This window comes from Pseudomonas sp. AC083 (assembly GCF_979253165.1).
In genome coordinates this window covers 1-233 of the sequence record NZ_CEEDDH010000366.1, presented here as the reverse complement: position 1 = coordinate 233, position 233 = coordinate 1, and the positions used below count along the sequence as shown (strand labels likewise).

At 64.4% G+C, this 233-nt stretch carries 1 pseudogene; it reads left to right on the top strand.

Features of this window, described 5'->3' with window-relative positions:
* A pseudogene (locus tag AC0IXA_RS28215) lies at positions 1-233 on the top strand (hypothetical protein); the annotation flags it as partial.

Here is a 233-nt window from a genome sequence, read left to right as displayed (position 1 = left end):
CGACTGGGCCGTGCTCATCGGCTATTTCGGCGTCATGGTCGCGATCGGCGTCTGGTCCCACAAGCGGGTGGACAACGTCTCCGACTTCTTCACCGCCGGCGGAAAGATGCCCTGGTGGCTCTCCGGGATCTCCCACCACATGTCCGGCTACAGCGCCGTCATGTTCACCGGGTACGCCGGCATCGCCTACACCTACGGCGTGACCTCGTACGTCACCTGGTCCTTCCCCATCG